Raw genomic sequence first — 13,181 nt, forward strand, 5'->3', positions numbered from 1 at the left:
AGAGTGGGGGACATTCCGTAATAAGAAAAGACCTGTGCTAGACAGGTCCTCTCGCTTACGTCACTTTCGTATGCTCCACTTTAATACAGCGATCCATCACCGTTGTTACCTGCTGCTCTTGCAAGTAGTCATAGGCTTCAGCGTTTGCCACTCCGAGCTGCGCCCAGAACACATCGGTGCCAATCTCAACCGCATCTTTGGCAACCTCTGGCAAGAACTCACTGCGACGAAAGACATTCACAATGTCCACGTGGCCTTCAATGTCCTGCAGACGAGCCACCGCCTTTTCCCCGAGCACTTTATCCGCGTTTGGATTGACGGGAATGATGGTGTAGCCGGCATTTTGCATGGCTTCCGAAACGGTGTAAGAGGTGCGGTTTGGATTATTAGATAGACCGACCACGGCAATACGCTTACTGTTTAGCAAAATGTCTTTAATTTCTGTGTCTGTTGGGTTTTGCATCACTAATTCCTCCTTGTTTAGTCATTGAGCAATCCTTGCTCAAGAAGAAATTCTTCGGCAACATCATACGGATTTTCATCCTCAATATCCACCCGGTAGTTCAGCTCCGTAATCTCTTCTTCCGTTACACGTCCACCAAGTTGGTTCAAAATCTCCTCCAATTCCGGATGTTGACTTAATGTAGCGTCTCGAACAAGCGGAGCCCCCTGGTAGGGTGGAAATAGCGTTTCATCGTCTTCAAGGACGATCATATCATTTTCCACAAGCTGGGGGTCCGTAGAAAAAACGTCCACCAGTTCCAAGTCCCCGCTTTCAATCGCCCGGTAACCGGCCGAAAGATCCATAGACTCAACATTCTCCAGCTCAAATCCATAAGCGCCTTCAAACCCAGCATAGCCATCTTCACGGTCCATGAATTCAAACGTGAAACCCGCTCGCCATTCATCCGCCACCTGCCGCAAATCAGAAATCGTCTGGATGTCGTTCTCTTCAGCCAACTCCCTCGGTACGGCGATCGCATTCGTGTTCTGATAAGCCATCGGCTCCAGATAGATAAAGCCATGCTCGTCTTCAATCAAATCGCGCGCTTGTTCGTAGGACTCTCGCTCCTCATAGCTAAACTCGTCGATGGAAAGGAGGTCAGCAAGAATCGTTCCGCTAAATTCAGGATACATGTCAATGTCGCCAACTTGCAAGGCATTGAAATTAACATCTGTTTCCCCGAGTGGTGCAAGCACTTCCACCTCAAGATCGGTATCTTGTTCGATAAGCAGCTTATACATATTGGCGACAATGCTTGCTTCGGCTTCTCTTTTTCCACCAATCGATAGATCAGACTCACTCGCTTGCGGAATGAGTGCTGGTGTAACGACTACAAGTAGCGCCAACAGAATGACCGATAAAATGGGTTTAAACGATGTGCCATTGGTCTTTTTCTCTGTGAAGCGCAGGACGAAATCAAACAGAAGCGCAAGCAGCGCCGCCGGCAGCGCTCCAAAGACAATGTATTCATTGCTTGAACGCTGAATGCCTGTCATGATTAAATCGCCAAGACCTCCTCCTCCAACAAGAGCCGCAAGCGTAGCAGTGCCTACAATCAGGACCATTGACGTGCGAACCCCAGCCATCATCGTCGGCATCGCTAAAGGAAGCTCTACTTTGATTAGCCGCCGGTAAGTGTTCATCCCCATTCCATCTGCTGCTTCAACAATGTGGGCGTCGACACCCTTTATGCCTGTGTAGGTATTTCGGAGTATTGGAAGAAGAGCATACGCCGTTAAAGCAATGATCGCTGGTGTTGTGCCAATGCCTACAAATAAAATCAAAAACCCTAAGAGTGCAAGGCTTGGAATCGTCTGCAAAACCGCAGCCACACCAATCACCCACTCTGCAGCTTTTTGTTTGCGTGTCAGCAAGATTCCCAAGGGAACCGCAATGAATACGGCCATCAGTAGCGAAATCAAAGATAGCTGCAAGTGTTGCCAAAGTGATTCGAACAGAAGATCCGAGCGATTTTGAAACAAATCAATATACGCGCCCCAAAATTCATTCATTTCATACATCCTTTATGCTACACCAAACTGATTTTGGTATCCTATGTTAGCAAAAAGGGTCTCCCCCTTACTATGCACTAGGATCGTGCGAACATTCATAACTAGGCATCGACCGCCAACCGCGCAAGCTCTTCATAGGAAACCGTGCCAATGATTTTGTTTTGTTCATGAACAGGGATCGCTGGGACCCCTTGGGACTGCAATGCAGCGAACGCCTCTTTGATCGAACTGGAGTGCGGCAATGTCAACGGGTCATCGAGAATCACACCGTTGTAAATGGCTTGAACCAGTTCGTTTTGATGGTTGGTTACGTATTGCAGCATCTGCTCCTCGCTCTCCCACTCGTTTTTCACGTATTTGCTTTCTTCGCTCGGGGCCATCACTTCTTTTAACGCAACCATGCTCTTATCGCTGGAACCGATAAAATCTCTTACAAAGTCAGACGCTGGCGAATCGCGGAGCTCGCTTGCCGAGCCGATCTGAACTACGCTTCCTTCCTTCATTAAACAGAGCCGATCCCCAAGCTTTGCGGCCTCGTCGATATCGTGGGTCACAAAGACAATCGTCTTTTGAATCGTTTCCTGCAAGTCTTTAATATCATTTTGCAGCTGTTCTCGGGTGATTGGATCGAGAGCACTAAATGGTTCGTCCATCAGCAGAATACCTGGATCTGCCGCAAGCGCACGCGCAACACCGATGCGCTGCTGCTGTCCTCCTGATAGATCGTTTGGCATACGGTCTCGAAAGCTGTCAGGTGCCATTCCGACGAGTGTTAATAGCTCGTCCACACGCGCCTTAATCTGGTTCTGATTCCATTTCTTCATCTCTGGCACGACGGCAATATTCTCCGCGACCGTCATGTTCGGAAACAGCGCGATTTGTTGCAGCACATAGCCGATATTCCAGCGCAGCGCGTGGATGTTCTGCTCGGCCGCATTTGTGCCGTTGATAGAGATCGTCCCGCTTGTTGGCTCAATCAGACGATTGATCATTTTCAGCGTCGTTGTCTTCCCACAGCCGCTCGGCCCAATAAGGACAAAAAACTCGCCTTTCTCAATCGAAAATTGCAAGTCATGGGCAGCGCGCGTTCCGTCCGCAAATTCTTTTGCGACCCCGTCAAAGACAATCATCTCTCCCCCACCTTTCATTCTCTTTCTTCTCATTGCCAATGAGATTCAACCAATAATAGTATGTACCCGCTTTTCTCATTGCATAACCTGCCTCTTTTCGACAAAAACTTGACCGTTCAAAACGTCTCTTCTAGAGAGCTTGTACACCGCTTGCTTCCAAGGATGACAAAAGAAACCTTGCCATGAGCAAAATGGCAAAAAAGAACAGACTTTGCTCGCCTGTTCTCCAATAGTTTCCCCTTATAAGAAGGCTGCCGCCCCTGTTTGAAAGCCTGACTGACTAATCGACTGACCGCCATCAATGGTGACACACGATCCATTGATATAAGCCCCTTCCTCAGACAGCAAGTACGAGGCAAGCCTCGCAATTTCCTCCACCTGTCCGAAGCGTCCAACAGGAACACTCTTAAGAGCCATCTTGTGCGCCTGCTCACTTTGAATCAACTTATCGACACCACCGGTTCCTTCCACCGGCCCAGGAGCAATGGCGTTAAAACGAATGCCATACTTCGCCCCCCACTCCACCGCAAGCGTCTTTGTCATTGCCAGAACCCCTGCCTTGGCGCTGGCGGAATGAACCACTCCAGGCCCGCCTGTCCAGGCGTACGTGGCAATGATGTTGACAACAGAGCCTTTAGTTTCCGTCTCAATCCAGTGCTTGCCTACAGCCTGTGTCACATGCCAGGTACCGTTTAGGACAATGTCAATAACCGAATTCCAACCGTTTTGTGACAGCTTTTCCGCCGGAACTAAAAAGTTTCCCGCAGCGTTATTCACAAGGCCGGTGATCGTTCCAAATTGAGCAATGGTTTCATCGACCATGCGTTGCACCAATTCTGGGTCCCGTACATCCATTGGAACCGTGAGCACTTGTCCCTCAAACTGCTCGATTTCCTGCTTAGCCTGCCTTAGACGCTCTTCGTCCCGCCCGCTAATCGTTACATAAGCCCCGTCCTTCGCAAACGTCTGTGCCATTGCCTTGCCCATTCCATTGCTGCCACCTGTCACAATCATCACTTGTTTCGTCATGACCAAAATTCCCCCGTTCACCAGAATGTTGACTCTACTCGCAAGTGTTCTCCTCTTCTCTATTATGCCGAAGAAAGCTCTAGTTTGGAAGGGTTCTCAAAGGGGATTTTCTAAGTGCTGCGAAACGCACCGGCCTAGGAACAGTGTAGAGCTATTTATTCAAGCTCGGAGTGAGACGTGACCCGTTTCTTCCGCCTAGCGTCATCAAGGAACCCCGCTCTTCTTTACCCCAAAGTAGAGGACAGGCCATTTCACTGCAAAATCTACGTTCCATGAAATAAACATTTCACAGAACGTAGATTTTGCGTTAAACTAAACGAGAGGTGAACAGTGTGTCCTTATTTTCAAAATTAAACGAGGCCAACCCTATACAAACTTCTAGCGAGTCGAAGAGCGAGAAAACCAAGCCGCTTCGAAAATTTGAGGAGATGCCGCGCTTTATTCAAGACTTTGTAGAGAACCTGCTTGCGCTTGGCTACTCGGTGGCAACGATCCAGCGTTATTTGTACGACTACCATGATTTCTTTACCTATGTGCAGCGGCTGTCGGACGAGGAATTCGCCACTCCTGAAATCCAGCTGACGGATTTCACCGAGCTGAATCAACAAGGGATTGAGCATTATGTTACCTACCTGGCGCTTGAAGCTGAAAACGAGCCTCGTACGATTGCCCGCAAACTATCGGCGCTCCAGTCACTATTTGCTTTCCTCGTCAAACGCGGGGACACGCCCACCAACCCTGTTCTCGGTGTGAGGCGACCAAAGCTTGGCAAACGGGATCCTGTCTATTTAAGTACGTCGGAACTAAAGATACTGCTGGAGGCTGTGAAAAGTGCGGAGGGACTCTCCCCTCGACAACGGCGCTACCATCAGCGCCTTGGCTGGCGCGATCACTGTGTTCTGTTTACACTCGCACGTACAGGTCTGCGCATTTCAGAGCTTGCGTCGATCACGCTCAAACAGCTTGATATGGAAACACGGCAGCTGCGTGTTACAGGAAAAGGAAATAAGGAACGCACCCTGCCCCTTCCAGAAGATCTAGTTAACGTAATAAAACATTATGTAAACAATATTCCTGTAAAACATCGACCACAAAAAAAGAACGACCCTTTGTTTGTCGGCTTTGATTTTAAAGTCCAGACCTACACCCCCTCTGTTACCGTAAGCGCGCTGCAAAAAATGATTCAACGCCAGCTTAAAAGAGCGCAGGAGCTGAGCCCTACGCTTGCGGAAAAGAATATTACTGCCCATAAGTTACGCCATAGCTTTGCGACCGCGCTTGTGAAAAACGGCGTCGACGTGCTCACCATTCAGCAGTTGCTTGGCCATGAGTCCGTTGCGACGACCCAGGTCTATGCCCATGTGCAAGAGAAGGCGAAGCGAAGAGCGGTCGAGGGGTGGGAGGTTCCCAGCTAAAACCGCTCTTTTTTTATTCAGCGTTCTTCCTATTAGCTATACTTCAAATCAGCGACCCTCTTCCAAGTGCCATCATTTGCTGACGCCTCTACTGCTGCCAGTACCGCTTGGTTTTGAACACCATCCTCGAAATTAGGTACAGGCTGCCTGTTCTTCGCTATGCCTTGCAAGAATTCATAGAGCAAATGGATAAAGGTATGTTCGTATCCGATCATATGACCAGCCGCCCAGTAAGAACCAACATATGGATGGGACTCCTCCGTAACATCAATGGTCCTGAATCCTTGCATTCCTTCCTCATCGTCAGCAAGGTACAGCTCCAGCTTATTCATATCCTCTATATTCCAGCGTACAGAGCCTCTTTCACCGTTAATCTCAAACTGGTTTCTGTTACGGTTGCCCCCGGCAAAGCGGGTTGCTTCCAAAGTACCCAATGCGCCATTTTCAAACTTTGCGATAATCGCGACCGCATCATCAACAGTGACGCTTCCCTTTTCCTCTCCTTTAACTTTTGCGCTTAACCCGCCCGTCATTGCGCCAACTGGGCGCTCTTTAATAAAGGTTTCTGTTGTTGCGACGACTTCAGAAATTTCCCCGACTAGAAAGCGGGCTAAGTCTAAGCTATGCGCGCCAAGGTCGCCAAGAGCTCCAGAGCCGGACACCTCTTTATTCAGTCTCCAAATAAGCGGAAAGTCGGGACTCATAATAAAATCTTGCAAATAGTTGGCGCGAAAATGATAGATTTTCCCGATCCGTCCCTCTGCAATTAATCGTTTGGCATACTGAATGGCCGGTACATAGCGGTAGTTGTGACAGACCATATGAATGACATTGTTTTCCGTGACTGCTTCGTGCATGCGTATTGCTTCTTCTACATTCATCGCAAGCGGTTTTTCTGTAATGACATGCTTTCCCGCCTTTGCTGCGGCTATCGCCATCTCCGCATGGGTGTTGTTTGGCGTAACAATGTCAATGACGTCAATATCATCACGGGCGATGAGCGCTCGCCAATCGGTTTCGTATGATTCCCAGCCCATTTGCTCCGCTGCCTGTTGGACGGCTTCTTCATTCCGCCCGCAAATCGCTTTCAAAACCGGCTTCACATCCGTATCAAAAAAGAACGGAATGTCACGATAGGCATGACTATGTGCCTTGCCCATAAATTGGTACCCAATTAAACCGATACGTATCTCCGTTTTCATTTGTCTCCCTCCAGGCCGGTACTGCTCGTTTCCTCTCTTAAAGAAATCTGCGGTTTTGTGCATGAGCTCGTCATTTTGTAATGTTCGCCTCTCTCAGAAGCATAGTGAAAGCCGTGCATCATCTCTAGTACATGGTAGGAGAGGTCTCCGCTTGCTCTCGGCGTGCGCCCTTCCAAAATCGCTGCTGCCATGTCCGCTAGTCCCACCCCCCGGCTGTTGTCTGTGTGCCCATACTGAGAAGGAACAAAATTCCATTCCTCGTCTTTTTCGCCACGGACGAACACGTCTCCTCCAAATTGGTTCGGATCGGGTACAGACAGACTCCCCTCTGTTCCGTATATTTCAATATGAGGCAACCGATGATGCCATGTGTCAAAACTAGTAATAATGGAAGCAACGGCTCCGCTAGTAAAATCGATGATGCCATTGATTTGGGTAGGTGTTTTCACAATAATGCTTTCACCCGCAAGCGGCTGACTGGAAATACGTCGCTCCTGATAGGCCATACCAGTGGAACCGGTCACTCTCTTTGCTGGACCCATCATGTTCACAAGTGCTGTTAAGTAGTAAGGCCCCATATCAAACATAGGACCGGCTCCCTCTTGATAATAAAAATGCGGGTCAGGATGCCAATGCTCATGTCCATGATTCATCATAAAGGCGGTAGCAGATATGGGGGTGCCGATTCTTCCTGCTTCAATGATGCTTCGGGCCGTTTGATGAGCACCGCCTAAAAAGGTATCTGGGGCATTTCCTACAAGCAGCCCTTTTGCTTTTGCGAGTTCTAGAATTTGCTTTCCCTCATCCAATGTAATCGCAAGCGGCTTTTCGCCGTAGACGTGTTTGCCTGCCGAGAGAGCCGCTAGCGCAATTTCCGCATGGACAGCCGGAATCGTCAAGTTCAATACAAGCTCGATCTCCTCGTCCCTAATCAACTCTTCTACCGAGAGTACACGGTCAATGCCATACTTCTCGGCCTGCTGTTCTGCCCGGCCTCTATTAATGTCAGCGACAGCTTCAATTGAAAATGAAGAGAAGCGGCTCGCATTCTCTAAATAAATCGAACTGATATTGCCACAACCGATGATTCCTACTTTAATTGGTTCCATAAGTGTTTGTCTCCTTGGATAGAAATTTACTTTATCTTGCAGCCCAAACCATGCCTTTTTGCATGAGCTTCGTCACCTCTGGCATACGCACAATTTCTGCAACATGGCCCAGTGAACAATAGTAGACGTTCCCTTTTCCCCACTTTTTTGTCCATACCACCGGCATATCAACCGAGCCATTGCTCGTATGTGGGCCTTCGGCTACAGGAAACCTTGTCGTTGCATGCACGGTCACTGCTGGATCCACATGCATATAATACTGTTCTGATGCTACCTCAAAATTTCCCATCCCTTCTGTAAGAGGGTGGTTTGAATCTTTAATTTCCACCGTATGGCGCACGCCATCGTTGCCTGGATGAGCTACCCACTGCCCTCCAACCATGAATTGATAGTCCGTCGCCATGCGAAAGGAATCCCCCATGCCTCCATGCAAACCAGCAAGTCCGGTGCCGTTCTCCACTGCCGTCATTAGCGCCTTTAATTGCTCTTCTTCAACCGTCCCCTGTGTCCAATTCGGCACAATCAAATCGTATTCGCCAAGCTCATCCTCAGTTAGAACGCCCAAATGGTCCGTTACTTTCACTTCAAAGCCTTCACGCAGCAACATTTGTTCTAATAATTGGGCCACCTCTTCTGGCTCATGGCCTTCCCAGCCACCTTGAAATAGCAATGCTTTCTTCACAAGAATCCACTCCTTCTATCATCGTTCTTCTACTAACCTTTCACTGATCCTGCCCATCCGGCGTTATGGTTTGGCGGCTAGCAAGAAACATAGACGTAACCGGTAAATAAGATTTTGTATGAATCATTCCATTAATGATAGCGCATTCATTTTTCGGAATGAATACACGATGGCGTTAACAACCATGTTTAGTTTCAACATTTCATTAACCAGACATTTTCGCATCATTGGGAGAACTCCGATTTTAAAATTTTTACTGATTCAAATGTCCAACGCATCTTTTTACACCCGAGCTGATGTTATTCATAAGTTAATTTGACAAAATTGCCTTTTGAGTTCAACCGTCTACTTTGTTTTAAATACAAACTAAGTTAACCCAATTTTACTTCCCTCAGAAGTTGTTGTCAACGCTTTTTATCGGTTATACTGTTTAAGTATTAAACAAAGATAGAAGGTGTAACTTGTGCCCATTGTTGACCACGAACTAATGAAAGACTTTAATAAATCCACCGTTTTTCGCCTTATAAAGACGCACCATCCGATTTCCAGAGCGGAAATTGCCAAAAAAAGCGGACTTAATAAAGCTACGGTCTCTACGCTGGTTTCGCAACTCATTGATGCCCAATTTGTCTATGAAATTGGCACCGGTCATTCAAGCGGAGGAAGAAAACCAGTGCTTCTCTATTATAATCAAGCAGCGAGCTATGCCGTCAGCATTGACATCGGGGTAAACAGTCTTATTGGCGTTCTTACTGATTTATCTGGGAAAATTCTTTTTCAAGAATCGACTCAATTGACCAGCCGAGCTTTTAAAAACGTTCTGACAGAGACAGAATCTCTCATACACACCCTTATTAAAAAGGCGCCTGCAAGTCCTTATGGCATTTGCGGCATCGCCATTGGGGTCCCTGGCATTATTGAATCAGATGGGAAAATTCTGCTTGCACCAAATCTAGGCTGGGAAGATGTCGATTTAAAAACACCTCTCGAGCAAACGTTTCAAATTCCTGTTGTCGTTGAAAATGAAGCGAATGCAGGGGCCTATGGAGAAAAATTGTATGGGGCCGGAAAGGCCTTCTCCAATCTCGCTTATGTGAGCATAAGTGTAGGTATTGGAACAGGGCAAATTATTAACGAACAGATTTTCAAAGGCGGGAAGGGGTATGCCGGTGAATTTGGCCATATGTCTATCGACCTTAATGGCAAGCGCTGTAGGTGTGGCAACAAAGGATGTTGGGAGCTTTATTGTTCTGAGAACATTCTTTTGGAAACAGCTGCTTCTAAACTAGGGATGAAAGCCATTCGTTTTGAAGAAATACTCGCTAAAGCCAATGCTCAAAATCCGCAAGTGCTGAATGTTTTAGCGTCAGTTGGCCATTCGCTCGGAGTCGGCCTTATATCGATTATGCATACGATGAACCCCGAAGCCATTATTATTGGAAATCGCTTTTCATTGTTAAAAGACTTTTTACTTAACCCAATTCTTGATGTCCTTACAAAACAGCTCCCTTCCTATCAGCAGAATGCTACTTCCATTTTATTTTCTGAACTTGGGCAAACATCCAGCGTTCTCGGCGGGGCGTCATTTGTTATTGAACAATTTTTAAACAGCCACCGCATTAATTTTTCGATAAGCTAGAAAAGCGAACTGCCCAAGCAGATCGCTTTTTTAATTACGGAGATCTTTACCGCCTTCCGTTCACAACCGGAAAGCCGCAAGCTGTTTGTTCAATTCAGCAGTAGCTGGATACACTTGGCGATAGAGCTCAAATAATGTTTCATAGACAGCTACTCGTTCTGGATCAGGATGATAGAGCGCCTCTTCTTGCAAAAAGGCATCCGCACAGGCTTTCAGTGATTCAAACCAGCCACAACCATAAGCAGCAAGCATCGCTGCCCCCATTCCGGGCCCTTGCTCACTGGCAAGCTTAATCATTTTTGCGTTAAAAATATCCGCTTGCATCTGCAGCCACGCTTTGTTTTTAACACCGCCGCCAATGGAAACAATTTCAGTGATGTCTTTGCCTTGGCTACGGAATAGTTCCAGCGATTCCTTTAAGGAAAAAGTAATGCCTTCGAGCACCGCACGGACAAAATGCCTTCGTTCATGACTGCCGTCAGCGCCAATAAAACTTGCACGGATGGCCGCATCAGCATGAGGCGTCCGCTCTCCAGCAAGGTAAGGCGTAAACAACAGTCCGCCAGAGCCGGGGGGAACAGAATCCACATCGGCAAGAAGCGTACTGAACTCTTCCTTTTTGGCAAATACGTTTTTAAACCAGCTAAGACTATATCCAGCGGCCAGTGTCACCCCCATTGTATAATAAGCATCTGGTGCCCCGTGGTTAAAATAATGCACCTTGCCTTGGTAATCTTTGTCTCCATTTGTTTCATAAGAGAGAACAACCCCAGATGTGCCAATGCTGCAAAGGGTTTTGCCTTCTTCTAAAATGCCGGCTCCGATTGCTCCGCATGCGTTATCCGCCCCTCCCGCAAAAAGTCGAGTAGAGGGAGAGAGCCCTGTTGCCAGAGCAATCTCTTCCTTCACAAGACCGATGTCTGCATGTGATTCTACGAGTGGAGGGCAGAGAGATTCATCAATTTCAAACATACGGCATAGTTCCTTGCTCCACTCTTGCCTGGTAATATCAAGCAAAAGCGTGCCTGCAGCATCGGATAAATCCATGTGAAGCGTGCCAGCCAGCTTTAAACGAAGATAATCTTTCGGCAGTACAAACGTCGCTGCTTTTTCATAGATTTCCGGTTCATGCTCCTTGACCCAGAGCAACTTCGGCAGCGTGAACCCTTCAAGTGCAGGGTTTTTTGCCAGTTGGTGAAGGCGTTTAGCGCCCATCTCTTCATAAATCTGTTTGCATTGTTCGGTCGTACGCGTGTCGTTCCAAAGAATCGCTGGCCGCAGGACTTCCTCCTGTTCATCAAGCAGCACCAGCCCGTGCATCTGTCCAGAAAAACTCATGCCTTCAATTTCAGCAGGGTCGCCTTCAAATGCCTCGATCAGCTCAGTAAGCCCAGCAACCGTCTGTTCCATCCAATCATTGGGATCTTGTTCGCTGTAGCCTGACTTCACTTGCATCAACGGCAAGTCCTTCGCCGTTTCTTGAACGACTTCCCCTGTTTGGCTGACCAAAAGTAGCTTTACGGCGCTTGTGCCCAGATCAATTCCTATGACGTATTTCATCGTGCCCTCGCCCCCTAGTTTCCCGCATAGGCGTTCAATAGATATTGATTAATCGTTGCCTTAATGCGCTCTACCCGTCCAGAACGGTTTTTAATCTCACCAAGGCTTAATGCATGCTCTTCCAGCTTGCGGAAGTCTGTCTTTCCTTCCACAATCTCAAGACCGATGCCTGCACTGTAGCTTTGGTAACGCTCCTTAACAACTTCATCAAGCACACCATCATTAATCATGTTTTGTGCGACTCTTAAGCCAATGGCAAAGCTGTCCATTCCCGCAATATGAGCAAGGAATAAATCATCTGACTCAAAGGAGCCTCTGCGCACTTTCGCATCAAAGTTCAATCCACCACGACCAAGCCCGCCATTTTTCAGGATTTCATACATCGCAAGTGTTGTTGAGTACAAATCAGTCGGAAATTCATCCGTATCCCAGCCAAGAAGCGGATCTCCTTGGTTGGCATCAACGGAACCAAGCATATTGTGAATTCGTGCATAACGGAGCTCATGTTCAAATGTATGGCCGGCAAGCGTTGCGTGGTTGGCTTCAATGTTGAATTTAAATTGATCTTGCAATCCATAGTTCTGCAAGAACGCATAACCCGTGGCAACATCGAAGTCATATTGATGTGTGGTCGGCTCTTTCGGTTTAGGCTCGATTAGGAACTGCGCATCAAATCCAATTTCCTTTGCATAATCAACAGCCATACGGAAGAACCTGCCGAGATTATCCATTTCCAGTTTTAAATCTGTATTCAAAAGCGATTCATACCCTTCGCGTCCGCCCCAGAACACATAGTTCTCACCGCCTAATTCTTTGCCGATTTCCAACCCTTTTTTCACTTTTGCTGCTGAATACGCAAAGACATCGGCATTATTTGAAGATGCGGCACCGCTTACAAAACGCGGATTTGTAAAATTATTGGCTGTATTCCAAAGCAGCTTTGTTTTGCTATCTTTCATATAGTCTTTCATCATGGCCACAATAACGTCTAGGTTATCGTATGTTTCGTTAAGGTTTTTTCCTTCTGGAGCAATATCAACATCGTGAAAGCAAAAGTAAGGAACGTTCAGCTTCTCAAAAAATTCAAAAGCCGCTTCCACACGCGCTTTTGCAAGGTCCATCCCTTTGTAGTGCCCCCACGGACGAAGAGCTGTACCAACGCCAAATGGGTCAGATAAGTCTTCTGTAAACGTGTGCCAATAGGCAATGCTGAAACGAAGGGTTTCTTCCAATGTTTTTCCGTGAATCGTTTCTTCAGGATTGTAAAATTTAAAGGCAAAAGGGTTCGCTGACTTTGGTCCTTCATAAGCAATTTGGTTCACAGTTGGAAAATAACTCATTGGTCTCAGCCTCTCTCTTTGATTGGTTTGTTTATTATCTAAACTAAGATTAGCTTATT

The 13,181-nt window shown here is 47.2% G+C and carries 11 protein-coding genes; 2 read left to right on the plus strand and 9 right to left on the minus strand.

The window, feature by feature from the left end:
• Nucleotides 1–55 precede the first annotated feature (55 nt).
• From AVZ68_RS16425 to fadH, 4 genes are all read right to left on the minus strand, one after another.
• The gene (locus AVZ68_RS16425) at nucleotides 56–463 is read right to left on the minus strand and encodes a CoA-binding protein (protein WP_059105664.1); all 408 of its coding nucleotides are present in this window, start codon (nucleotides 461–463) and stop codon (nucleotides 56–58) included.
• Nucleotides 464–480: 17 nt separating this feature from the next.
• Nucleotides 481–2,016, minus strand: coding sequence for an ABC transporter permease/substrate-binding protein (locus AVZ68_RS16430; protein WP_059105665.1), 1,536 nt, complete (start codon nucleotides 2,014–2,016; stop codon nucleotides 481–483).
• A 101-nt stretch (nucleotides 2,017–2,117) separates the two neighbouring features.
• Entirely contained in the window at nucleotides 2,118–3,146 is a 1,029-nt protein-coding gene (locus AVZ68_RS16435) for an ABC transporter ATP-binding protein (RefSeq protein WP_059105694.1), read from the minus strand.
• Between the two features lie 240 nt (nucleotides 3,147–3,386).
• A complete protein-coding gene (gene fadH / locus AVZ68_RS16440; protein ID WP_059105695.1) occupies nucleotides 3,387–4,175 on the minus strand; it encodes a 2,4-dienoyl-CoA reductase in 789 nt (262 codons plus the stop codon).
• A gap of 332 nt (nucleotides 4,176–4,507) precedes the next feature.
• On the opposite strand from fadH, the gene AVZ68_RS16445 reads away from it, so the two are divergent.
• Nucleotides 4,508–5,590, plus strand: a complete 1,083-nt coding sequence (locus AVZ68_RS16445) for a tyrosine-type recombinase/integrase (RefSeq protein WP_059105666.1) — start codon at nucleotides 4,508–4,510, stop codon at nucleotides 5,588–5,590.
• 32 nt (nucleotides 5,591–5,622) lie between these two features.
• On the opposite strand, the gene AVZ68_RS16450 is transcribed toward AVZ68_RS16445, so the two are convergent.
• The 3 genes from AVZ68_RS16450 to AVZ68_RS16460 are packed head-to-tail and all read right to left on the minus strand — an operon-like array spanning nucleotide 5,623 to nucleotide 8,583.
• Nucleotides 5,623–6,792, minus strand: coding sequence for a Gfo/Idh/MocA family protein (locus AVZ68_RS16450; RefSeq protein ID WP_059105667.1), 1,170 nt, complete (start codon nucleotides 6,790–6,792; stop codon nucleotides 5,623–5,625).
• The gene (locus AVZ68_RS16455; RefSeq protein ID WP_059105668.1) at nucleotides 6,789–7,901 is read right to left on the minus strand and encodes a Gfo/Idh/MocA family protein; all 1,113 of its coding nucleotides are present in this window, start codon (nucleotides 7,899–7,901) and stop codon (nucleotides 6,789–6,791) included. Before AVZ68_RS16455 ends, AVZ68_RS16450 begins: the two co-directional genes overlap by 4 nt.
• A 31-nt stretch (nucleotides 7,902–7,932) precedes the next feature.
• Entirely contained in the window at nucleotides 7,933–8,583 is a 651-nt protein-coding gene (locus AVZ68_RS16460; protein WP_059105669.1) for a ThuA domain-containing protein, read from the minus strand.
• Between the two features lie 463 nt (nucleotides 8,584–9,046).
• Between AVZ68_RS16460 and AVZ68_RS16465 the strand changes: the two genes are divergently transcribed.
• Nucleotides 9,047–10,222, plus strand: a complete 1,176-nt coding sequence (locus AVZ68_RS16465) for an ROK family transcriptional regulator (RefSeq protein ID WP_245628162.1) — start codon at nucleotides 9,047–9,049, stop codon at nucleotides 10,220–10,222.
• A 60-nt stretch (nucleotides 10,223–10,282) separates the two neighbouring features.
• On the opposite strand, the gene xylB is transcribed toward AVZ68_RS16465, so the two are convergent.
• Both xylB and xylA read right to left on the minus strand, forming a co-directional pair.
• A complete protein-coding gene (xylB, locus tag AVZ68_RS16470) occupies nucleotides 10,283–11,782 on the minus strand; it encodes a xylulokinase (protein ID WP_059105670.1) in 1,500 nt (499 codons plus the stop codon).
• 14 nt (nucleotides 11,783–11,796) lie between these two features.
• Nucleotides 11,797–13,122 carry a xylose isomerase gene (xylA, locus tag AVZ68_RS16475; RefSeq protein WP_059105671.1) on the minus strand — a complete coding sequence of 442 codons (1,326 nt, stop codon included), beginning with the start codon at nucleotides 13,120–13,122 and terminating at the stop codon, nucleotides 11,797–11,799.
• Between the last annotated feature and the right edge of the window lie 59 nt (nucleotides 13,123–13,181).

This window comes from Shouchella shacheensis, from assembly GCF_001484965.1.
Classification (GTDB): domain Bacteria; phylum Bacillota; class Bacilli; order Bacillales; family Bacillaceae_D; genus Shouchella; species Shouchella shacheensis.